Below are 23803 nucleotides of genomic sequence, written 5' to 3'. Positions count from 1 at the left end.
GCCTTGTGGTGGGAGGTTTCTGCAGGCGGGAGAGTCAATTGGAAGCAATCGCTTTGTCGCGTGTCCGGCTTCTCTTTAGAAATGAATCGGACAGAACGATCCCTTCGATCAACGAAGAGAAACGATTGCCGTGCTGATTCATGGTTTTTACAGTCTCGTCAACAACACATTTATCGTAATACTCCAGACCACGTCCCAGAGCGTATACCATCATACGCTCCGTCAGGGCCCGGTGAAACTGTTGCTTTCGGGCATTCAGGATCCCCATTAATTCCAGAGACCCCTGAAATTTTTCGCCGGACGGGAGTTCTCCGGAGGCATCCACGGCTTTATCGCCGTCGGTTTCACGCCACCGTCCCACCGCGTCAAAGTTTTCGAGTCCAAGTCCCAGGGGATCCATCGTCTTGTGACAGGAGGCACAACCTGGATCCGCTCTGTGAAGTGCCAGTTGTTCCCGGAGGCTTAGCCCCGGTGAAGCTTTCGCCGTCGCTTCCAGTTCCGGCACCGCCGGTGGAGGTGGCGGTGGGGCTTCTCCAAGAATATTCTCCATGATCCATTTTCCACGTTTCACGGGGCTTGTGCGAGCCGGATTGGACGTCAGTGTCAAAATGCTGGCATGAGTCAGGACACCTGCCCGATTTGTCCCGTCCAGAGAGACTCGAACAAAGCCATCACCGCTCACGCCCGATATGCCGTAATGTTTCGCCAGACGCTCGTTGACGAATGTAAAGTCCGCCATCAGAAAGTCATCTACTGAACGATTCTCATTGACGACAGCCCGAAACAATGCCTCCGTCTCTGAAGCCATTGCGGATCGCAATGCGTCATCAAATTCAGGGAAGACATCCGGGTTCGGACGAACGTCCTTGAGGTTTCGGAGGTTCAGCCACTGCGATGCGAAATTCGCACTGAGCGATGAGGCCTTTTCGTTCTTCAGCATGCGAGCAATTTGCTGGCGAAGGATATCATGGTCCAGCAATCGCTCGTTTTCGGCGAGCGTCAGTAATTCATCATCGGGCATGCTGCTCCAAAGAAAGTACGAGAGCCGTGATGCGACTTCGAAGGCCGTCAGAGAACGTTCGGATTGCCCCTCTGCCGGATCGGGTTCGATGCGGAACAGGAAATCGGGCGACACCAGAATTGCCTGCAACGCAATTGACAGTCCGTAGTCGTACGACTCTCCCATTTCATTGACATACCGATCTGTCAGCGAAGCAAATCTGGCCACTTCATCTTCCGTGATGCGTCGACGGAATGCTTTCCGAAGAATTGGCGTCAGCACCTGAGAGGCAGCCTCCTGAACACTGACCGTTTCGCTCGGGCGGATCGTGACAAACCTGCGATGCACATCATGCCATTCCGGTTCCATTCCACCTTCCGGACCGACGATCTCGATTGTTCGAACCATCGCATTGCGATCTTTTCGACCGTCTTCGGCATTTGCATCGAAGAAGTCATTCAGGAAGGCGGCCGAAATCGTTTGCAGGCCTTTCTTCAGATCAACGGTTTGCTCATTCCATTCCGGTCGGCGGCCCTCGGCGATATCAAATTCGAACAGGGTGTGCTCGTCACTGCGCACTGCCATCCTCGGCTTGTCCGGTCCCGCCTGATGCGCTGTACATTCGACTCGAATTCGATATCGACCGTCGGCAGGAGCTTCAAATTGAGTGGAGACGCTGCCATTGGTCTGCAGCATAACAAAGCCTCGGCCGTCGGCTTTTGTTCCCAGGGACGAGGTAAGTTCCGGGCCTCTGAATTTACGGACCTGAGGTTTCGAAAAATCCCGAAGATCGATAACAGCCTCGGAAACTTTCTCTGCTGCGTCCAGGTACTTTTCCATCAGCAGTGGCGGAAGGCTCAGCACGTCGCCGATGTTATCGAATCCTTCGCCGACATCATCCTGAGGAAACTCAGCGGCCGGCTTAATGTCGATTCCAAACAAATCGCGGATTGTATTGTTGTATTCCGCTCGGTTGAGCCGCTGAACGGTCGGCCGACCGGCATGATACTCAAGCTCGCAGTCGAAGTTGTAGAGTTCGTCATAAAGTCCCTCGGCCATCGAACTGAGTTCGTCAGTTGTTGGAAACGGATCGTGGCCGGATGGAGGCATCGCACCAGCATTCACCATCCGATAGACGCGTTCCCAGTTCTTCCGTTCCGTCAGGAACTGGTCCGGAGACTGCAGTCCGTCCAGCGTGATCCCCGCGCTTTGTTCATCGGGGCCATGACAATCGACGCAGTATTTGTTCAGGAACGGCACGGCCGTGTCTGAGACCCATGCGCGGCGCTGATTTTCTTTCGCGATCTCCTGCGGCGACGGAACAGATGACGATGAGTTGCTGTTCGCGGGACTGGCAGCGACAGTCAGAATTGCATCATCGATCGAACCGGGAAGGGTATTCCGATGTGACGGTGAGTTTCCGGCCGTAACACTGATGTTTCTTCCCGTGTTGCTGGACGCTGCTTTGGAGGAAGAGTTGGCGTCTGCTGACAAGTAGGACCATCCGGCAAATGCACCAACAAACAATGTCGCAAGACAACTGAAAACAGCAGGCTTCCATCCCGACGATTTCGACCCTTGTCCTGAGCCTGAGGGTCGCGACTTCGGAACACCCTCGCGCACCACTCGCTGTGGGCGATTCGCAGAAGCACGTCCGTCGAACTCTTCGGTGGAATGGGATTTCACAGATGATCGGATAGCCACTCCTGAGGGCAGCCTTCTGACTCTCGATGGCGAAGCACCGGCTTTCGTGTCGGCACTGGCCGTGCGGGCCTTACCTAAACGCATACGCTTCCCGCACCCAGGCGCCGGACACGAGACGACGGCACCGAGAAAACGTTCTTCGGCACGGAATGAAAATCCGCAGTTTGGACACTGAAACGATGGTGGCATGCGAGATTTGTTCAACTTGCGAACGATGATGCTGGAACAGAGTGTTCCGTGGGTGGGGAGATTCGGCGGGTAAACACACTACGCAAGTATAGTACGCGAAAAGACTTCTTTCCAATTGCCATTTCCCGGATGTTGGGAAGGATTGGTCCCTGATGTGATTGTTTTCCTACTGGCGAATGACGGAGCTTTCGTCCGACTGCACCGATAAACCTGACTGGGTCAGGTCGATTGTGACGGGATTTCCACGCGGCCAGCTGAGCACAAATCGCGTCCCTTCTCCCGGTCCGCCTTCAATCCGGATGCGTCCCCCATGTTCACGAAGAATCTTTCGACTGACAGGCAATCCTATACCTGTGCCACGTGAGCCCTTGGACGATTCGAAAACATTAAACACCGCAGCTCGCTGCTCCTCCGGAATTCCCGGACCGTTGTCGCTGACCGCCACAATCATCATATCAGCCTGACGATCGTAGCCGGTCTGCATGACAACCGCGCCGCGTTCCATGCCATCCACCGCGTCAATTGCGTTGGAAACAATGTTCAGTACCGCCCGATGGATGCCTTCCGGATCGAACATCGTTGTTGGCAGGTCCGGAGCCGGACGAAATTCAAAACTCACGTCACATTCTTCGGCTCGTGACTTCGCCAGCTCAGCCACTTCTGTCATCACGCGATTCAGATCAGATGCTTTCAGCGAAGGGACTCGGTCCTTGCTGAAGGACAACATATCCATGACCAGATCGTAGATTCGAGTCTGGTTGCGTTCGACAATTCCCCAACCCTGGCGAATGAGATCATCCTTTTCCTGGTCGAGCCCCATTTGAATCAGGTAGCTGCCACCACGCACTCCCTGAAGAATATTCTTGATGTGATGGCTGAGCACCGTGATGGTCTGTCCCATCGCGGCAAATCGTTCTGCTTTCAGCAGTGCATCCTGAAACTGCCGTGATTCTATTGCAAGTGCGGCCTGACGAGCGACCGTGAGCATGGCTCGCAAATGATCGTCCGTCAGACGTTGCCGTGCCGTGGCGGACGTCATATCGCGGGATGTGGTCGTATCGATATAAAAAACGCCCAACAGCTCTGAACGGCCTCTCATCGGTGCACAGATGGCTTCGCTGATTCCCGACGAGACAATACTGTGCCCACCACCGAAACGATCATCGAGCAAAGCGTCCGAGGTACGGACGGCCTGCCCCGAACGCAGTACATATTCGGTGATCGACCGTGACACCGGCATTCTCGCGGTACGGGGATCGCCGGCGCTGTTCCGATTGAAAAAAGCGATCGCGGTCAGTTCCGAACCAATGGGATCGCGAAGCAGGACACACCCTCGGTCTGCACCGAATGACTGCATCGTCAATTCCAGAATACGCTGCAACAGCGTTTCCAGCGTATGAGCGGGGGTCACCAATTCTTCCGCCACCTTGTACAGAAGATCCATTCCAAACTGGTTCGCACTGATCCCAACAATTGATGACTGATCTGCACGAACTTTCTGGACGATAGCCGAATGCTGAGCCGACGGTGTATCATCGATGAAATGAATGTGGTCGCCGGTGGCGACACGCGCGTAACTGCTGGTTGCCGTCTGAAATGTCAGCAGAGTGGCTCCCATTCGAATACTGTCGCCGTTTCGAAGAGCAGATTCGTCGATCGACTGACCATTCAGCTGAGTTCCGTTTGCACTATTCAGGTCCACAATGCGATAGTCGGTGCCATCGAAGGAGATGCGTGCGTGCTGGCGCGATACTTCGCTGTCATCCAGTCGGATTGTGCTTCCGACGCTGCGTCCAATGATGCAGTCACTTCCACTGACAACTTCATAACGGTTGCCGCGGTTCGAGCCATTAATGACGAGAAGAGTCGCGTGAGGCACTGTATTTCTCTGTTGAGGTTTCGCCACATTCATGATGACGATGCCCTGGATCTCTGTCGTAAACAAAGATGCAATTTCGAATAATTCACCGTTGCAGATCTGCGATCAGGATCGCTCCCATACCGGCATTGCACACAATCTGACTTCAACTCTCAACCAATGCCAGAAATTCGTCTTCCGTAAGGACCCTGACACCAAGTTCCTGAGCTTTTGTCAGTTTACTTCCAGCCGCCTCACCTGCCACGACATACGATGTTTTCTTCGAAACGCTTCCGGATGCTTTGCCACCGTGGTCACGAATCAGTTGTTCCATTTCATCACGTTTCATTCGTACCATGGTACCGGTGACGACGACAGTCATTCCGGCAAGCTTATCACTAGTACTATCAGTACCACGAGCGGAAACAATCTCCGTTCCGGTATTCAGGCCCAGTTGTTTCAGTTGCTCGACAAGATCCTTCCCGTAGTCCGAGTTAAAGAAGCCTGCAACGGAGGCCGCGATCACCGGACCAATTTCATCGACAGAAGACAGGCTCTCTTCTGTCTGCCCGGCGATGGAATCGATCGTACCGAACGCTCGTTCCAGCGTGCGTGCGTTCGTCTGTCCGACGTGTCGAATATTCATCCCCGTCAAGAGTCGCCACAGCGGCTGCTGTTTCGAAGCTTCAATCCCGGCCAGTAACTTGTCGATCGATTTCCTGCCCAGACGATCAAGTTTCAGGAGTTCCTTTTCTCGTTCCTTCAGGCGATAAAGTGAAGGAACACCATCAACGAGGCCTTCGTGCATCAGCTGTTCAATGAGTTTCTCTCCCAGACCGTCGATGTTCATGGCTGGCCGTGATGCGAAGAATATCAGCGATTCCCTGAGCTGAGCCGGACAACCCGGATTTGGACATCGGACGTACACGCCACCGTCATCCTGCAGGACGCCGGTTCCGCATTCCGGGCATTCCGTTGGAAACCGGTATGGCTTCTCGTTTCCTGTACGAGCTCCTTCATTGACGCGGAGGATATGCGGGATGATCTTTCCTGCTTTTTCAACCGCAACGGTATCGCCGATCCGCACTCCAAGTCGGTCGAGTTCGTCACGATTGTGCATACTGGCCCTGGAAACTGTGGTCCCTGCAATTTCCACCGGCTCCAGTTCAGCCACAGGCGTCAGCGCACCGGTCTTGCCAACCTGAATGGTGATTGCGTTGACGCGAGTTTCAGCTTCGTATCGTTCCCACTTGTAGGCACGTACCCATCGAGGACTCTTGGAAGTGGCGCCCAGCGAGTCACGTTCGGAAAGACTGTTTAACTTGATGACCAACCCATCAACTTCAAATGGCAATTCCGGAACCTGCTCAATCATCTCTCCAAGAACTCGCATCAGTTCGTCGTATCCAACCGCCCGGGAAACATTGGGCGTCGTTGGAATCCCGAACTGTCGGATCGAATTCAGAAACATGTCGTAGGAAGCCCACGTGACCCCTTCGACATGTCCAACACCATGCGCCAGAAATCGGAGTTTTCTGGCTCTCGCGGTCTTCGGATCCAGAAGTTTGAGCGCCCCGGCAGCAGCGTTGCGAGGGTTCTTAAATGGCTCTTCTCCATTGCGAACCTGTTCCGCCTGAAATGCTGCGAAATCGTCATTCAGAATGATGACTTCGCCACGCACTTCCAGGGTCGCGGGAGGGTGCCTGGAAGTCAGCCGCAAAGGAATTCCCGCGATGATTCGCGCATTCGATGTCACATCATCACCAACGGCTCCATTGCCACGGGTGGCCGCGCGGATGAATTCACCATTCTCCCACGTGAGCGAAATAGCGACTCCGTCAATCTTGTATTCCACGGAATAGTCGAGGTCATCCCGTCCGAGTGATTTTCTCAGGCCAGCATCCCAGTCCGTGATTTCCTGCTCCTCGAATGCATTTTCGATCGACAGCATCGGAACACGATGGGTGATCTGAGTGAATCCGTCAATCGGTTCGCCTCCCACCTTACGGCTGGGGCTGTTCGGCGACTCAAACTCCGGGTGCTCGTCTTCCAGACGCATTAATTCGGCCATTAATGCATCGTACTCACGATCCGTCACCTCAGGACGAGCCTCCACGTAGTACAGGCGGTTGTGACGCTCGAGAGCTTCTCGCAATTCCTGGATTCTCTTACCCGCAGACATCGTTTCAGTTCCTGAACCTGTGCTCGAATTTGACCGTTGCATTCCTTCGATTTGCTGCCGAAGCTTCTGTCAATGCAAATTGTGCCCGGCACTTTGTGTGAGAACTGTTGAATCCTCAGACGGTCGCGTCAAGCAACGCCGCAGAAATGTCCGGAATGAACGGGTTCGGAATCGAGTCTGATTCGTGCAAACTCTGACGCCCGCCGCTCCATCATCGGAGGTTGTTTGCGGTCAGGGGCATCGTGCGACGGTGAGGTGAAAAAGGGCCGTCGTTTGCTGATCCCGAGCTGAGCGGGCCCCCGTACACGCAAAACGTCGAATTCGAAATACAGATCTCCAATCTGAAACTTGAGCTCTGTTAACACCGTCGATGTCCCGGTTTTCAATGGACAATTAGCAGCAGGTTGTGCGAATGAGTGGGCAAAACCCACCACTAGCTGCGACGATGAGAAATCAAATACGAGACCGGGCTGGTGAGCGACCACGTTTGATAATCCCGCGGCCAATGAACAGCGATGCTCATCGGAAGCAGTATCGCAACCGGACAACCCCAAGCCGGATTGATTAGCCTCAGGGCAACCAGGCTTAGTATGCTGGCGGATGACAAGATCATCATGCACGGCCCCAGCCAGATACGATCGTATGCCGGAACAATCCATCGCCTTAATGACCACCGAGCCGGAAGGCTGAGATTTGTTTGGCAACGATCTGCCAGCGCGACGCCATGGAGCATTGAGAGCATCGTCACCATGATTGCGATGATCAGGAGACCGTAGATTGATGAATTCCACGGAAACACAGTCAGCCAAATCATCAGAATCAGCAAGGAATGAATCCAGGTCCTTCGTCGGCTAACCAGCCAGCAGGCGTAGACCGATTGATAACGATCCGGCGACAACACATGAAAGACGGGCGCGACCCTGGCCTGAAAACCCGGGGCAGTGCCCAGATCCAGCGATTGCTTCGGGATTCTGTCCACCATCCGGTTGCTGAGCTTCCATATCGTCACAAATGCAACGGCCAGTGTCCCGGATCCTGCCAACGCAGCGATCAGTAGGTTCCGGGACTGGATCATATGTACGATAAGACCAGCCGACGTCAAAAGTCCTGCACCGAAAATCGGATGTTCGCGAACGACGACAAGGCCTGTTGCAACCATCCAGGTCGCCAAAAATACCACGCCGGGAAAAACAGCTGCAATCGCACAAGCGAGGCCCTCCTGAGAAGCGGAGAACGGATTCGCGGATCCGAATTCTGGATTCGAAATGGCAGGAGTTATCGCAGTCGTGCTTGCACTGGTAAGCCGGCAGACGACGACGACTTTCAAAGCCGCGAACAACCCCAGTGCCATCAACAGAATCAAGTCACGCCAAACAGGAGTCGCCGGACCGAACGGTAAACGTTTGCCAGAATGCCAGGGCGTAATGGTCAGCCATTTTCCGTATTCACGGTTGATCAGAGGATGTCGTCGAATTCGCACCATTGCCAGCAATCCCCCGCACGCACAGACGATTGCAATGGAAACTGTGAGCGGGGGCAACAGGATTTGCAGAGAGTCTGCTTCCTGCATCCATTGGCCCCACAACACCCAGACAAATAGGACGAATCCATCGACAGCCACTGTCAGGATGCCAGCCAGACCGAGAACTCGAACGGGAAGATTTGAGAGTTGATGCCAGCGACTCATTCTGCCACCTGTCTGTTGAGGTACCTGGTCAAAGCCTCTGCAGTGTCAGGAAAGATCAGCCTTCGGAGAGCTTCGTCGAGGCTCGCGGCATCCGTCTCACGAATGACCTGCTCGACGGATCCGTGCATCAGAACCCTGCCGTCATCGAGAACCAGGACTTCGTCTGCCACTTCCTGAACCAGTTCCGGAACCGGACTTGTCAGAACAACTGTTCGGTGGCTGCTTTGCGTCAGTTGCTTCAGGATCTGCTTAATGGCGGTCAGACCCGCCGGATCAAGTCCGCCTGAGAACGGTTCGTCGAGCAGCAAAACAGGCGACTCTGTCACAAGGGCCGCGCAAAGTCCGAGTTTCTTCTGCTGTCCGCTCGAATAACCCCGGGCACTCGAATCTGCAACGCGCGTGAGGTGGAACAAGTCCAGAAGTTGCTCGGTATGTTCCAGCAATGCGCGCTCAGGCACGCCCCAGGTATCGCCGACGGCCAGCACAAACTGGCGCCCGGTAACTCCGGATGGCAGCCAGAAATCAGCTGGCAGAAAAAATGTCTGCTGCCGGATCGCCAGTTCATGGTCCACCGTCGAACGACGGCGGAGCCCATTAATTTCGACAACGCCACCTGCCGGAGAAATCATACCGGCAAGGATATTCAGCAGCGTCGTTTTCCCCATTCCGTTTGGGCCAATAATGGCCAGCGTCTGTCCGGACTCAACCTCAAAACACACTTCTCTCAAAACAGGCTGTAGCCCGAAATGATGAAAGACATCCGTCACCCTGATCATGGTCAAGCTCCTGAGCGACTGCCTGCACAAACGCCGTACGTGTTCAGGAAACGATCAGCAGGTGACAATGGATCAAAAAGTTCCGGCTGAAATTCCGGGCAGGCCCGGATCGATTGACGCTCCGCTCTATGGAACGTTCATCATCAATGTGGGTGGCTGGTCTCGCGGACTGTGCATCGTATGCGCTTCATGCGCGTGCTGTTCCGGAAGAAGCCATGTTGCAAAAGGAATCTTCTTCCGGAAGGAAAAACGAGCAAATCAGACACGCAAGTCTTCTGAAGCTTCGGAAAGATCAGCGGCAAAGCGACTTCGCACAGGTTCGACATGTTCTGCAATAAACTGATCCACCTGCATCGGGGCCCGCCCAATGTAGAGCCTGGCATCCAGTGTTCCTTCGAGGTCAACCGCGGAAAACGATTTGTCCTGTTTCAGCCTGCTGATCAGATCGTTTGGCTTTCCTTCTCGCTTGACCTGGTCCGCTGCTTCCTGACTGTGAATTCGGATCTGTTCGTGCAATTCCTGACGATCGCCACCAGCGCGAACACCGGCCATCAGAATCTCTTCCGTTGCCATAAAGGGCAGCTCTTCGTTCAGATGACGTTCGATGGTCTTGGGGTAGACAACTAGTCCGTCAGTGATGTTTCGGTAAATGAGCAGGCAGGCGTCGATGGCCAGAAAACTCTGGGGCAGGGTCAGTCGACGGACAGCGCTGTCGTCCAGCGTACGTTCCATCCACTGCGTGGCCATCGTGGCGTCTGCACCAGCCTGAAGGCTCATCGCAAACCTCGCCAGCGCACACATCCGTTCGCTTCTCATGGGATTCCGTTTGTAGGCCATTGCTGACGAACCGATTTGTTTTGAACCGAACGGTTCTTCCACTTCTTTTCGGTGCTGAAGCAATCGGATATCCGTTCCGGCCTTGTGGCACGACTGACCAATGCCGTTCAGCGTCGCCATGATCTGAGAATCGACTTTTCGTGAATAGGTCTGCCCAGTTACCGGATGGCTATGGGAGAACCCCATTTTCTCAGTGACCAGCTGGTCCAGTTTCTGAACTTTCGCATGGTCTCCGTCGAACAGGCTTAAAAATGTGGCCTGGGTTCCCGTGGTTCCTTTGACCCCGCGGAAACGCAGTGAATCGATTCGAAAGTTCAGTTCTTCCAGGTCCTGAACCAGATCCCAGCACCAGAGAGCCGCCCGTTTTCCAACGGTCGTTGGCTGGGCCGGTTGCATATGCGTAAAGCCCAGACACGGCAGGTCACGATACTGTACGGCGAACTTTGCAAGTTGATCGATGACTTGTACCAGCCGACGTCTGAGCAGATACAGTCCGTCACGCAGTTGAATCAGTTCTGAGTTGTCTGTGACATAGCAACTGGTAGCGCCGAGGTGGATGATTGGCCGGGCGTTCGGGACCTGATCTCCCCAGGCATGAACATGGGCCATCACATCGTGGCGAAGTTCTTTCTCGTATCGGGCAGCTTCTGCAAAATCGATGTTGTCGATGTTCGCTTTCATTTCTTCCAGCTGCAGATCACTAATTTGCAGGCCCAGCTGTTGTTCTGCTTCCGCCAGCGCGATCCACAGTCGCCGCCACGTTGAGTGCTTACTCTGAGCTGACCAGATGCCAGCCATTTCACGAGATGCGTATCGAGTAATCAGAGGGTTTTCGTAGATATCGTGCGACACTTGGCTACCTTTTGAGCTCGTCAATAAATGATTTGAGCCCGGCTACTTTGAGTTGCCGGGCTCCGCATCATATCGAATTCCAACGCGTTCGCTGAGCGATCGCGTACGGGTTCCCTATTCTTTCTCGGCAGAGAATACTCGAATTTCCACGCGTCGGTTCTTGGCATGGTTATTCGGGTCTTTGGGATCTGCGGGACGAGCCCAGCCAATACCGGCAGAGTTGAACTGATTCGGGTCCAGCTGGAACTTCTGCACGAGTGCTTCCTTAACAGCATTGGCTCGATTAGCCGACAACTCTTTGACCAGCACGTCATCCGGCAACATCGATTTCATCGACGCATCCGTGTGGCCTTCTATGACCACTCGTGCTGCACCAAAACTGCCCACCAGCCGGGAGATCTCTTCAAGAATAAAGTCGACGTTGGGATCGTACATTTCCTCCACGTCCTTGCCTTCTGAATTCTTACGAGTCACCTTGTGGAAAAGATCGTGATCGTTCGGAGCAAAATGGATGATCACTGTGTTTGTCAGTACTTCGTCTGATTCGGCCATGATTTCATTGGTCGTTTTCGGAACGAACTGTACCTGGTACTCATCCTTCTGCGATGCATATTTGGCCTCGCCCTGCAACTTCTGCAGAATGCTGAAGTCCACTACTTTATCGAACGAAACCGCAGGTCTGCTGATCGAGCGGATGCTTCGGTAGATGTAATACGCCTGATTCCAGACTGATTCGAATCGCGACGGATTGTTCTGATTCATGAAGAACTGTCGATTCTCCGCGAAGTTCGTCCAGTGAGCATCGCCAAGCATACCGAGACAGTCACTGGCGGGGATTGCGTATCCTTCCGCCATCCATTGCGCAACTTTCTGCTTTTCTTCCTGCGACTTCAGCGTGTCTACAGAATCAAAGATCCCTCGCACGATGCCTTCAATCAGGTCGGGGTGATCTTTCGCAAAATCTGCACGAGCGTACCAGATATCAGCGATAAGTTTGTTTGCCGTTGCTGTATCCACCAGCATGCGGTTCCCGGGCTGCTCTGACAACGTATAAATGTCGGGAGCCCAACTCACGCACGCTGCGATATCCTTGTTGGCATTGAATGCTGCCGCCGCTTCAAACGCATCGTTTGTGTAGGAGAACTGAACTTCGCCAGGCTGAAGTCCACCGGCCACAAGCATGCTGAGTGCGAAGTACTGCGAAGGAGAATTCTGCGCAAGAACGATCTTCTTGCCCCGCAGGTCCGCAACAGTCTTGATGGTGTCACGAACGACAATGCCGTCCCCTCCATTCGACCAGTCGATCTGCTGGTAGATGCGTGGCATCACTCGACTGTCACGGGGATTGCCCGAATCGTCCACAAACCCTTCCATAAACAGGGGCAACATATCAACCGTACCCCAGCCAATATGGTAGTTGCCCGCTGCGTAACCATCCCGCATTTCAATCGGATTGTCGACGAGCACCAGATGTACCCGAAACTCTTTTCCGTCGGCGGTCTTCCAGACCTTGTTGGGCTGGAAACCTTCGTTGGCATGAATAATCGGAGCCCATCCCGCCCAGACATTCAATGCAAATCGAACGGTGTTGTTCTCGAGTGGTTTGTATCCGGCAGTGCCGGATACCGGTGGCAGTCGAGTCGCTGGAACAAAGGAATACTCCTTGACCGTCGTCACGATGTCGTCTGATGAGCCTTCTGCCACGGCTTCGCCAGATGTGCTGGTTCCCGTGTTCAGCTTTGTGGGATCAATCGTTGCTTCATTGTCCCCGGCGACTGGAGCGTTGTTGTTTCCTGCGGGACCATCCGCCTGCTTCATGGCGAAGTAAATCAGCCCTCCTATGACTGCTAGGACCGCGAGGTAAAAAGCTGCGGTTGGACGTCCACCTGACATGTATCGTGCTCCTGTAGATCGAGATTGCGTTCTTTATTCCCGCTGTCCCGTACCCCGGGGCGGGAGTTTGCCTTTGCGATTCATTTGCGTGGCCCGCGCACTGGTAAAGCAATCGTTCACCCGACCACTGTGGATGAGTTTAGCAGTTTGCGAATCGCCACACACCTCCGCAGGGCACTGGAAACCACGATTCACATGAACGCAACAGGGCGGAAATTCGGACCAGACTTTTTCCAGAATTCTGCCGTCACCTGATAAAATGATACTGAAAATGCCCAACCCGGCTCGACGTGCTTCACACATTGCTGACTCGGCTTCCGGGCGTCAATGCCCGGATAGTTCGCTGTTCACGCCGAAGTCCGTGGCAGCACCAGTCGCATGAGTCCGAACGGGTTTTTGGACCCCGTTTCATGCAGAAATCGACGAAGGAACACGACTCACGGAAGTTCAATGTGGCAGCGTATAGGGCGTCATGCGTCCTTCGATGACAACCACGGACTCAGAAACCGGCAGGCTTTCAAAGTTCACACCGGGGCTGTTTCTCCACTGAATACGAGTTTGAAACCTTCCATTTCCTGAATCACCAAGGCCGTAATGGAACCACGATTCATTACTGTTCTGATAACCGCCGGACACGGAATGAAGCCAGAACTGATCGCTGCCTTTTGTCAGTCGTACCGTCGTCCCGATTCCATCTCTCGCACCGCGAGTACTGATGCATTTGAGCCGTACGTAATCGTTGGAGGAATTGACAAGATTTGTCAGCAGCGCAAACGGTTCCCCAATGGTCGTTTGCGCGACATCCATGGCGCCGTCGCGGTTCCAGTCCAGCAATGCGTTGGCGCGGGCGAGGTGTAACGCTTCGAAGTAATGGCCACAATCCGCAGCAGGCTGTTGTACGAAATCCATTGGTCCGCGGTGCACGAATAGTTGCATCGGCATTCGGTATTCGGTGTTTGTATCGCCAAAATCAGCTACGTGCCCGTTGGCGACCATGACATCCAAGTCTGTATCGTTGTCAAAGTCACAAAGCTGCGTCCCCCAGCCAATATGGGGGATTCCGGGCGCTCGCAGCGATGTGCTTTGAATCTCATCGCTGAAGAACCCCTGTTCGCTCTGAAGATACATCGAATTGGATTCTGCGCTGTAATTGGTAACAAAGAAATCCAGTCGGCTATCCTCGTTGATGTCGCCTGCTGCAATGCCCATGGATGATGTTGGCTTGCCATCCGAATTCACAGCCAGACCGCGAAAGAATGCCTGCTCATCCATAGATGGCATTCCCGCGGTCTTCGCCCCGTTGATATTGAGGAGAAAATCAGCCCGGCCGTCATTTCCTATGAACAACGTGAGCGGACGAATTTGAGCAGTATCGGTGTCCGCCGAACTGGTTTTTGCGGAATCCAGAAACGCGATGCAGCCGAGGCCCGGACCGATTGTCCCCTCGTCGTTCCGTAACACGCTTCGAAAAGTCAAATCCCCGTTTCCCCAGTGCACGGCATCCGGAGCACCATCGAATGGTGAAGTCGAACAGCCGTGCTGCCGGCACGACTGGCGGAGTGCTAATTCCCCTCCCAGATAGTTGACGTCGAATAAGTCGGAATAGCCGTCCCCATCGATATCAGCAATGATGCAACTGGACGTCCATGAATCCGCAATTTCAGATGCACTAAACGTGCCGTCGCCGTTGTTGATGAGAATGCGGTTGACTCCAATGTTCGCAACATAGAGATCCGTGAATCCATCATCATTGATGTCACCCGCCGCGCAGCCCTGTCCATAATGCATGTCTGGCGTTAGCCCCGAAACTATAGTCGTTTCGGAAAAACTCTGCCCTCGTACATTACGAAACAGAGAGTCTGCCAGCGCGGTATCACCATCAGGCACCAGTGAACCTGAGGGCCATTGTTGTCCCTGCGTCAGAAAGAGATCCGGATACGAATCCGAATCGAAATCGATGACTGCAATTCCACCTCCGGTGGATTCAAACATACGCACATCAGGTGAGTTTGACGGCCGACCAATTTGATATTCAAACTGGATACCGCATCGAATGGCGTCATTCCGAAACGGTATGATTTCCACGGCATCCTGTCGTTCTGATGCTCTTGTTGGCGGGGTAAACTCTGAACGACGAATCCATGGATTCAAACGCTCTGTAATTGCCGGTTCATCTGCCTTACGCATGAGGGAGACAATCGCTGCCGGTGCCCAGGTGGAATCGGGATCTAGTCTGGACAATTGCTGCAACCAGGCAAGTGCGTCCGGTGTGCGTTGATATTTCTCCATCATTTCGATGGCTCTTCGGATTGCATCAATCTCTTTTAACCCGCTGTTCAGAAACGATGAAATATCATTACGCATCGAGTTGATATCGCCTGCCCAAGTTCGAAGCCATTCACTATTGCCGGTTTCCGTACGCGTCACCATGTCGCTCAGCTGAAAAACATACCTGTACGATCGTGGATTTCGCCGGACACAGTCCGCAAGCAAAGAAACGGCCTGTTCAGTACTGCCAGTTGAATCGCTCCACAAGGCCAGGACGAATTGAACACATGTCGCTCGCCGCGTTTCTGAATTCAGACCCGCGTACCACTCCGAAATATTCTCGGGATGCGTCTTGAGCAGGCATTCACCGATGATGGACTGGGCTATTGCTGAATCCGGCCGACTTTTCAAAACCAGCCGCGCCCTGGCGATCGCCAGATCGAATTGTCCGTTCAACAGCGATTCGGCAGCCAGTCCCTGCATCGTCATCGTGTCACGTGGGGACTTCCGTTCCGCCTCTTCCAGCATTTGCGTGAATCGTGGATGGCGACGATCAAAATCGCTGAGCAGAACCGTCTGTTCGATGGATAATTCCGTCAAAAGTGCCAACTGCTCAAGCTCTCGATTGGCCAATTCGCGTTCACCAACCATCGCCAGCAAAAACGCTAGTTTTTTTCGTGCGGCGTACTGATCCGGAAATTCTCGCCCCAATTCCGACAGCGTTTCGATTGCTCCGCTGATGTTGCCGATTGCTTCCTGTAAATCTGCCTTACGGCGAGCTGCCTCCAGTCCGATTTCACCTGATTCCATCGGCACTTGTCGCAGATGCTCAATCGCTTCTTCGATGCGTCCTGATTCCACGCAATCCATTGCCGCCGCGACATGGTGGCTGGTTCTGTCTTCCCGATGTGATTCGGCCTCCACTTCTTCGTGAGCCGGGGTCACTGAATCAGCCTTCTCGGCATCGGAGCACCCGAACTGAAGAAGCACCAGAAACGAAATGACGGGATGAAAAAGCAGAAGACGCCCTATCTGTGCCACGATGTGATGACTTTGCGAACCCATTTGCCCCCCTATCGCTTCCTGGCGAGCTTCTGGTAAAGCGACTGAAACTCATTTGCTTTACTGTCGTCTCCAGTCCGCCGGTAGGCTTCGGCAAGCCATCCGTATAGTTCCGAAGTTGAGGGACTCAGCTGAATCGCCCGCGTCGCGTGAGGGATTCCCTGTAAGAAATTGTTGGTATTGCCAAACATATGCGCCAGGCGGCCGTGAACTTCGTAATCCCTTGGGTTAATCGCGACAATTCTGAGCCCCATCTCGATTCCCGCGTCAAGGCGATTTTCCTCGTGGTAGAGGAACATCAGACGTCGCAGGAATCTTTCATCTCCGGGGCGAAGTTGAAGTCCTCTTTTCCAGTATTCCTCGGCCCGATTCACGTCACCGATGAAATGATAGGCGGTGCCAAGTGACTCTAATGCAAGGTAATCATCGGGGGATGATTTCAGCCACTTTTCAAGCATTGGCACTGCCTCAACCGAGAAGACGGCTTTGCCTGTTGATTCTGCTGTTGCCACCATTTGGATCGCCCGCGCGCGATCCAGTTCTGATTCCGGCACAGCGGTTTTTCCGTCATTGTAAACTTCGAGAGTGAAATTTCCCCCGCCGGTACCGGACTTCACCGGAGTGTTTTTCTGCAGTGGTTGCCGGAGAATTCGATGATCTGTCTGTGATGTATGAGGGACATCATTGGCCTTCACGCCGGGCATGTGACATGCGATGCAGTTTGTGTCTGCAACCGGCTGATTCTCCGACACGCACGCTTCGGGCGGAGTTGAATGGCAGGAGATGCATTTTTCTGAGTAGAACTTCTTCGACGATTCTTCAGGCGGCTGTTGATGCGGGTCATGGCATGACGTGCATCCGAACTCTCCATCGCTGCCCTGGAAGCACTTTGACTGCAACATTTGTTCGACGTGACTGACAGCCTCGGTCTTTTGTTCACTGTCCACGCCCGCATTGCTGCGAAGGAACGTGACCCACACATCATTCACGCTCATCCCCGGCCGAAAATCGAAGTCAGTCATGCCCGGTCGCAGGACTCGCGATTCACCAATAAGATGGCACTGGAAACAAACGGAGTTCATCTGAGCTGCATTGAGGTCGTTGAGCCTGCAGACAGGATCCTGCGCAGATCGTTCCGGTGAATCCCCCGAACTTTGATGATAGGCAACATGTTCCTGTCCCGGCCCATGGCATCGTTCGCACCCAATTGGCAGTTCGCGAAACGGATTCTCCTCGAAAAGATTTGAGGAATCACTGATATACTGCGGCGTCGAAGTGTGGCACTGCACACAGCCATCCACGATTCTGCGCTGGAAGTGCCGGTTGTGCAATTCGTACCCGGGGGAGAGATCCCATTTGCCTGCCTGCGAATACCATGTGAGCGGAGACATCAACAGTACACCGTTCTCGTGAGTGATATACGACTTGCCGCGCTTACCGGACCCAATTGCAATCTGAACGGGCTGACGATGCTCGTAAATTTCCTCTTCTGTCTGCACCGACTTCGCGGCCTCGCAGTGAATCATTTCGCCATCCGAAATGTCCACCGAGTAGTTCAGGTATGAGTCCGCTCCGGGCAGTCTCGGCAAATCAAATGCAGATGCGTCACCCAATGTCTGTGGAGGGTCTTCGTTGGCAAATGACGCAGATCTTCCCATCGGATGAGCCGCAAAGGCCGTGCAGATATCAGAGTGACACTCGCGACAGGTTGCTGTACCAACAAAACCATGCCAGGGTTCTTCGACGTTTTTCTTCGCTAAAGGCGACGCGTCAGTACTCAGAGAGTCAGAGGTCGTTGGCTCTGATTCCTTCGACATGACAGACCGATTGGATGATGGTTGTGTCCGCACCACCACCAGCCATCCAAAGAATAGCATGGCCATCGCGGCACACCCAATCAGAACCGATTGTCGCACGCTCCTCTTCAATCGCATAGTTCATACACCCGTCCATCTTCGAGAAACACATAGCGATGCCCGGTCGACAAGTCATCCATGCTTGTTGAATGCCCTAAAGGCCAGGCAACCGAAGCAGAGGATAGTGTTCCGGAACCATAGCCAAGAATCATCGAGTAGTCACTGGCAGAACAATAGCTGCCTCCGCCAAACACACAACGGACAAACGGACTCTCGGTACCATTGGCAGAGAAGTAACTGCCCAAACCATCGCGATTGCTTTTCGTACCTATCAGTGCGACTTGCGACCAGTGTCCCTGAGCCGACTTATTCATCAACAGACTAACATTTTCATTCTGATTCAATACAGCAATATCGGCATCGCCGTCATGGTCGAAGTCGGATACAGCAACTCCCCTGCCCAGATGCTTTTCCTGAAATGGCGGTCCGGAAGCAGAAGAAACATCTACCCAACCGATATCCAGACCACGGAAAAGCTGTGATGACATCTTCCAGGGGTCGCCGGTCCTGTCTCGCCAGTCGTCGATATGCCCATTGGCAATGAAGCAGTCGTCGCGACCGTCGCAATCAAAATCCTGAAAGACAACACCAAAACCAAGAAAGGCGAAGGTGGAAGAATGCAGTCCATTGCTACGCGTTTCGTCTGCGAAAACACCGTGTCCCAGGTTGCGGTAGAGCGTATTGGAGTCGTCGATGAAATGTGTCACGTAGATGTCGATCCATCCGTCATGATCATAATCACTGGCTGCCAGCCCCATACTTGCCTGTTTGTGCCCTAATCCGCTCGTCGCGCAACCGCGTCCCACACCTGTTTCACTGAAGCCATTGCTTCCGCCATTTATGAACAAATGATTGCCTTCGGTATCATTGGCCACGTAGACATCCTGTGAGCCGTCGCGATCAACATCCAGTATGAGAACTCCCAGACTCTTGCTGCCGGGGGCATTCAGGCCCAATTCATCTGCAACTTCTGTGAACAGACCATTTCCTTCGTTACGGTAGCAGCAATTCTTAATTTCGCCGACATCCTTCGGGTGACATGTGGAAGGCTTTCCCTGCTCATCCACACAAGCCACCGGGTGCTCCGGAGCGTAGTCCACGTAGTTGCAAACGTAGATATCAAGATCACCGTCGTTGTCGATATCGCCGAACGCGCTGCTGGCTGACCATCGCGTATTCAATGGGCGACAGAATTCGGAGCAATTGGTGAAGGTTCCATCGCCATTGTTGTGGAGCAAGACGTCGGGACCAACATTCGAAACGTACACATCGGGAAACCCGTCATTGTCATAGTCTGCGACGGAAACCCCGTGACCATAACCACGATCGATCACCCCACTGCTGACGGTGGAATCGGTAAACCATTGCGAACTGTGGGAACGGAACAGCGAATCACTCGCCCCCGTGGATTCACCGGACCACGGAAGTTCGCCCCCCTGGGGGATGAACAGGTCCGCCCAGCCATCACGGTCGTAGTCAATCCAGCCGAGTCCCCCCGATGTTGCGGACGGCATGAGCTTCTGCTCTGAGTCTCCATTCTCGAAATGAAAGGTGAGGCCTCTGTCAGTGGCGATTTCCTCAAAATCGAAGCCACTGGCTTCACTGGTCGCGCTCGGTGTCTCCGTGGTCGTCGGCAGCAAGCCCTCACTGAGCGATCTGGAGCTGGTCGCCTTCTTCGGAATCGATGGCTCGATTTGCGGGGGAGAGGCCGCGTCTTCTGTGTTGCACCCCATCAGGCAGGCAAAAAGGACCCAGGGGAAAAAAAGCCCGGTGACTGGCCGAGTTACTGACATGATGTAGATGCCGTCTGCCTGACGATTGGGGACGTGAAAAGACCCGCGTGCCATAGGGCAGCGCGGGTCCATAGATTTTACACAGGATAGGTGACCGGCAAATTAGTATTCGCCGACAACTTCTCCACCAGAGCTCGTGGCCAAAGCCCGCTGAACGTTCTGAACGTCAATGTTTTCACTCAGGAATCGAACGGAACCGTCGGCCAGAACGCATTGAGCCCCACCAGTATGGGTGCTGCACATGCTGCTGCCGCGGGTGTCGTTGTCACCCCGGTTGTTGGTCTGATTGTCTGAGTTAATCTTCTTGTTCATGGTGTTCAGCACATTCACTGGTGAAATCCATGTCACGTTTCGAGAGAAACGGTTTGGCTGATTTCGGGTGTAACGCCAGTGATGATCTTCAAAGATCATGATTGTGTTGGCTGTTCCATCGGGGATCTGAGCGATCTTTGCGGATCCTCGGTGCCAGAAACAACCACGTCGTGGAGTGAAATCATCCCAGTCTTCATCGAAAGTTGTCACCCACTCCGGGCTGGACCAGCCAGCGCCGTTGACGGCGTTGTTTGATCCGTTGTCTGCGTCACGCCAGCCACTATGGACGAAGCCCAGGTTGCCGACGTAGTCGGTTCGGGCACCAGTGTATCCCGTACCACCACCACCACCGCCGTCAGCGTAACCACCGTTGTTGAAGTAGCAAAGTGCGCCGCCCTGGCTTCCGCCCGGATGAATCTTGGCCTGGCCGTTGCTTGGGCAAAGCAGTGCCGGAATCACAGAGGATGCCAACTGCTTGACTTCAAAACGACCATATCCCGTACCCTGACCAGCAGCTGTACCATCGACAGTGTTGTTCATGATGGTCGAGAACGCACCCAAGCTTGAAAGCTGCTCGTAAAGGGGAGCTTGTTCAAGATATGGCAGTGCGGCAGAAACCCAGGAAATGGACGACTGCGTACCGTTACCGCTGCTGGCGCCGGTCGCTTTGTTGATGATTGGCAAGCTACCATCGTAGTTCAGCGGAAATGTGCCGAATGTGTCATGGTAGTTATGACAGGCCAATCCAAGTTGCTTAAGATTGTTCTTGCATTGTGTCCGACGAGCCGCTTCACGTGCCTGTTGAACAGCTGGAAGCAGCAATGCAATCAGAATAGAGGTCATTTCAAAACCATCTGAGACAGATCATGAGGCACGCGAGATGTACAAATCCTTCGAACAGATGGGCGTGTCTTTCGTGTCGTACAAGGAGTCTTCGCTGATACTGCAGCCAACTGATGGTGCGTTCAATTTTCCAGCGATGGCGATATCGACGAAGCGCACGACCATCCTGGCGAGAAGCTTTTCGTCGACTGTTGCGATGCGGTGTAATTTGTTCAATCCCGCGACGCTCCAACGCATCGCGAAGCCAGTCCGCATCAGCTGCTTTGTCATAAAGCAACCGACGAGGACGCTTCTTCGTCACACGAACATCAATCAACGTCTCGATCGTGTTGACCTCCGCATCCTGAGCCGACGTGGTGAACGCAGAGATCGGAATCCCTTGTCCGTCTGTCAGCAGCATGACTTTTGTTCCCTTGCCTTTTTTGGTCTTACCCACCTCAAGACCCCCTTTTTTGCAGGCGAAAAGGTGCCGTCACCCATTGCCTGCGACCAATCCAGCAGCTTTCGCCGATCCATGATGCGAGCCAGCCGTTCCCATGCTTTCAACATGAGTCCGGCTTCGGTCCAGTCTCTGTGTCGCCGCCAGCAGGTGGCCGGAGACGGATATCGGTCTGGTAAATCCTGCCATCGACCGCCGTTCTTCAGCACCCAGAGAATTCCCTCAAGGCACGCGCGAGGAGCCACTCGGGGCCGACCTCCTGATGGCGATGGGGCCGGATCCGCAAACAGATCCTGGATGACTTTCCACTGTAAATCACTGACAAATGGCTTCGGGGCCGTCCTGGACCCTGTCGTATTCGGCCGACGTCGTTGCGGCCACGAGGACAGGGTAATCAACATAAGAGCGTCTCCTTTCGCTCCCGCTAATATGCAAATCCCCTGCCATTGAAGTTTCTACAATCAAGTTTTGAAATGACCTCTAGCAATGATTGCGATCACAACCAGCAGCTCAATCAACGTAAAGCCGCGTTTTTTACTCGCTCTATGCTTCATAGAATAACCCTTTCATAATCCCTTCAAAACGAACGAAAACTAGACAGGACAAGAAACACGCGTTTGACAACGCGTTTGAAAACTAATTCGCACCGTGCCCGCTGCCAGGAGGTCCCTGCCGGCCAGCATTCGAGTAGGAATCGTAATCGGCCGAACCAGCTTCGGGAGCTGGAGGAGCTCCGTCCGTCGGCGATCCATCATCCGTGCCACCACAACCAACAATTACGCCAAACAATGCAAGCAAAAGAACTGCTGGCCAACGCTTTGTCATCGTCAAACCTACCTACAAAATAGTCAAAAGTGCTTAAAAAACAGGAAACCTTTCGGCATGTTAGTGAAGATTTGCGTGAAACTCAAAGGTATTGTCGTTCGCAAATCGCCGGATTGGAGCCATTTGAGGTCAGAATAGTGTGGACAGGCAATCATACTTAATTCAATTTAGTTGCGATTCTTGACGTGAGGCGTACCTTGAGGAAGTCAATTGTTGGGTTTTTGGCAATCGCCACCGTCACCTGCCTCGGGTTGGCTGGATTTGCCTACCTCCGCAGTTCGCACGAAGAGAAGTCGGAACAGTATCGACAGGACTGTTTGCAACATACAGTCGCTGAGGACTGGTTAGCACTGGAATCCGCAGCGCGAGCATGGCTGGATTTCGAGGAAAACGGTGACGAGGCTCGATTGTATTTGGCCGAGGCACTTGTCCAGAACCGCAAATCGGAGGAGGCATTAAAAGTCCTGAACGCCGTCTCTCCCTCGTTTCAGGGCTACACTCAGGTCCTGCATGTTCGGGCTGAGCTGCTGTTCTCGGAGTTGAATCGCCCGCTCGATGCCCTGCCGCTCTGGGAGGAATTATTGGAACTGGAGCCGAGGGCAACCGTGCCACGGCAACGTCTGATTTACTGGTATTCGATGACGCTTCAGCGGCCAGAGCTGCAGGAAGCAATTCTTGACGCAATTCGCGTCGGAAGTGAGCCTCCCGAGGCATACACATATCTGTTCCTGCTGAACGACCTGAACTTCTCTGATGGGCTCACGATGAGCACGCGATGGCGTCTGGCCTATCCCGATGACGCCAGTCTTGAGGTTGCGCAGGCCATTTTCGCAGCGAAACAGACCGCGGATAAGCTGTTGCCTACGTTCGGCACCTCCACAGTTTCACCCGGAGATCAGTCGCTGGTGAAGAACTGCCTCACAAAATATCCGGATGCCCTGGAACCCTTAGCCCTGACTCTCGACCAGGCCGTGTTTGCCGGCGACACAGAGCAAGTGACGCGACTACTCCAGAATGCCCCTCCGGAGGCCGCTGAAGACAGCCGCTTCTGGCGTTTCAGGGGGTGGTTGATGCAGAGTCAGGGCCGATTCAAGGAGTCACGTGAAGCATACGAGGAGGGACTTCGAATTCATCCATGGGATTGGAGCATTCGTCTGTTGCTGGCCGATGTTCTGCGGCGGGAGGGAAGTCAGGACGCCGCGGCAGACGCAGCAAGTCTTGCGATGCAGGGGAAGGAACTGAAAGCCAGGATCCTTTCCAGCCCAAATGCCAGAGAGCTGGAAGAAGACCTGGTGTATGACCTGCTCGAGTATTTTCAGGAGACAGGCCCGGCAGTCGTTGCGGAAGCGATGGCAAGGCGACTTTAG

At 53.8% G+C, this 23803-nt stretch carries 15 protein-coding genes; 1 reads left to right on the top strand and 14 read right to left on the bottom strand.

What is annotated here, in order from left to right; genetic code table 11:
- Window positions 1–34 precede the first annotated feature (34 nt).
- The 14 genes from R3C20_08760 to R3C20_08695 form a co-directional block, all read right to left on the bottom strand.
- Window positions 35–2788: a DUF1592 domain-containing protein gene (locus tag R3C20_08760; protein ID MEZ6040584.1), complete on the bottom strand. Its 2754-nt coding sequence runs from the start codon at window positions 2786–2788 to the stop codon at window positions 35–37.
- Window positions 2789–3059: 271 nt separating this feature from the next.
- Complete coding sequence (locus tag R3C20_08755) at window positions 3060–4772, bottom strand: ATP-binding protein (GenBank protein ID MEZ6040583.1); 1713 nt, start codon at window positions 4770–4772, stop codon at window positions 3060–3062.
- A gap of 145 nt (window positions 4773–4917) precedes the next feature.
- Window positions 4918–6933, bottom strand: coding sequence for an NAD-dependent DNA ligase LigA (gene ligA / locus R3C20_08750; GenBank protein ID MEZ6040582.1), 2016 nt, complete (start codon window positions 6931–6933; stop codon window positions 4918–4920).
- Window positions 6934–7366: 433 nt separating this feature from the next.
- Window positions 7367–8620 (bottom strand): hypothetical protein, encoded by a 1254-nt coding sequence (locus tag R3C20_08745; GenBank protein ID MEZ6040581.1) that lies wholly within the window; start codon window positions 8618–8620, stop codon window positions 7367–7369.
- On the bottom strand, window positions 8617–9396 hold the full coding sequence (locus tag R3C20_08740) for an ABC transporter ATP-binding protein (GenBank protein ID MEZ6040580.1): 780 nt from the start codon (window positions 9394–9396) through the stop codon (window positions 8617–8619). Before R3C20_08740 ends, R3C20_08745 begins: the two co-directional genes overlap by 4 nt.
- Window positions 9397–9654: 258 nt before the next feature.
- Entirely contained in the window at window positions 9655–11085 is a 1431-nt protein-coding gene (gene purB, locus R3C20_08735) for an adenylosuccinate lyase (GenBank protein MEZ6040579.1), read from the bottom strand.
- Between the two features lie 114 nt (window positions 11086–11199).
- Entirely contained in the window at window positions 11200–12978 is a 1779-nt protein-coding gene (locus tag R3C20_08730) for a phosphate ABC transporter substrate-binding/OmpA family protein (GenBank protein MEZ6040578.1), read from the bottom strand.
- A gap of 447 nt (window positions 12979–13425) precedes the next feature.
- Complete coding sequence (locus R3C20_08725) at window positions 13426–16311, bottom strand: FG-GAP-like repeat-containing protein (protein MEZ6040577.1); 2886 nt, start codon at window positions 16309–16311, stop codon at window positions 13426–13428.
- Between the two features lie 8 nt (window positions 16312–16319).
- Window positions 16320–18224: a cytochrome c3 family protein gene (locus tag R3C20_08720; GenBank protein ID MEZ6040576.1), complete on the bottom strand. Its 1905-nt coding sequence runs from the start codon at window positions 18222–18224 to the stop codon at window positions 16320–16322.
- Between the two features lie 8 nt (window positions 18225–18232).
- The gene (locus R3C20_08715; GenBank protein ID MEZ6040575.1) at window positions 18233–20071 is read right to left on the bottom strand and encodes a VCBS repeat-containing protein; all 1839 of its coding nucleotides are present in this window, start codon (window positions 20069–20071) and stop codon (window positions 18233–18235) included.
- Between the two features lie 48 nt (window positions 20072–20119).
- Complete coding sequence (locus tag R3C20_08710; GenBank protein ID MEZ6040574.1) at window positions 20120–21172, bottom strand: DUF1559 domain-containing protein; 1053 nt, start codon at window positions 21170–21172, stop codon at window positions 20120–20122.
- Window position 21173: 1 nt separating this feature from the next.
- On the bottom strand, window positions 21174–21572 hold the full coding sequence (locus R3C20_08705; protein MEZ6040573.1) for a transposase: 399 nt from the start codon (window positions 21570–21572) through the stop codon (window positions 21174–21176).
- Window positions 21563–22012 (bottom strand): transposase, encoded by a 450-nt coding sequence (locus R3C20_08700; GenBank protein MEZ6040572.1) that lies wholly within the window; start codon window positions 22010–22012, stop codon window positions 21563–21565. Before R3C20_08700 ends, R3C20_08705 begins: the two co-directional genes overlap by 10 nt.
- 235 nt (window positions 22013–22247) lie before the next feature.
- Window positions 22248–22436 carry a hypothetical protein gene (locus R3C20_08695; protein MEZ6040571.1) on the bottom strand — a complete coding sequence of 63 codons (189 nt, stop codon included), beginning with the start codon at window positions 22434–22436 and terminating at the stop codon, window positions 22248–22250.
- A 197-nt stretch (window positions 22437–22633) separates the two neighbouring features.
- On the opposite strand from R3C20_08695, the gene R3C20_08690 reads away from it, so the two are divergent.
- Window positions 22634–23803, top strand: a complete 1170-nt coding sequence (locus R3C20_08690; GenBank protein MEZ6040570.1) for a tetratricopeptide repeat protein — start codon at window positions 22634–22636, stop codon at window positions 23801–23803.

The organism is Planctomycetaceae bacterium (assembly GCA_041398825.1).
In the GTDB taxonomy this organism is placed as follows: Bacteria; Planctomycetota; Planctomycetia; order Planctomycetales; family Planctomycetaceae; genus F1-80-MAGs062.
This window is presented reverse-complemented; position numbering and strand designations above follow the sequence as displayed.